The organism is Streptomyces sp. NRRL F-5122 (assembly GCF_001507435.1).
Lineage (GTDB): Bacteria > Actinomycetota > Actinomycetes > Streptomycetales > Streptomycetaceae > Streptomyces > Streptomyces lannensis.
Genome location: NZ_LMWH01000098.1, coordinates 1 through 840 on the forward strand (window position 1 = coordinate 1; position 840 = coordinate 840).

Genomic DNA, 840 nt, shown 5'->3' on the forward strand with positions numbered 1-840 from the left:
CACCACCGAACACCCACCACCCGCGAGCCGGCTGCGGGCGTGGATGCTGGAGGGGCTGTCCGACATGGGCAAGGGCTCCGCACAGCAGCAGCCCACCGAGCCCGAACCCCCGCACAAGGGCCAGCCCTGGTGGCGGGTGATGTGCCTGACCGGCGTCGACTACTTCTCCACCCTCGGCTACCAGCCCGGCATCGCCGCCCTCGCCGCCGGACTCCTCTCCCCCATCGCCACCATCGTCCTCGTGATCGTCACCCTCGCCGGCGCCCTCCCCGTCTACCGCCGCGTCGCCAAGGAAAGCCCCCACGGCCAGGGCTCGATCGCCATGCTCGAACGACTGCTCTCCTTCTGGAAGGGCAAGCTCTTCGTCCTGACCCTGCTCGGCTTCGCCGCCACCGACTTCCTGATCACCATCACCCTCTCGGCCGCCGACGCCTCCACCCACCTCATCGAGAACCCCCACCTCACCAGCACCCTCCACGGCCACCAGATGGTCATCACCCTGCTCCTGATCGCCCTCCTGGGCGCGGTGTTCCTCAAAGGCTTCCTGGAAGCCATCGGCGTCGCCTTCACCCTGGTCGGCATCTACCTGGCACTCAACGCCGTGGTCGTCGCCGTCGGCCTGTGGCACGTCGCCACCGCCGGCCACGTCGTCACCGACTGGACCGGCGCACTGACCACCGAACACGGCAACGTCTTCGTCATGGTCGGCCTCGCACTGATCGTCTTCCCCAAACTCGCCCTCGGCCTGTCCGGCTTCGAGACCGGCGTCGCCGTCATGCCCCACGTCCAGGGCGACCCCGACGACACCGAGGAAAAACCCACCGGCCGCATCCGCGACAC

General features: G+C 68.8%; 1 pseudogene. It reads left to right on the top strand.

From position 1 onward, the window contains the following. Nucleotides 1-840 (top strand): annotated as a pseudogene (locus tag ADL25_RS12405) (APC family permease); the annotation flags it as partial.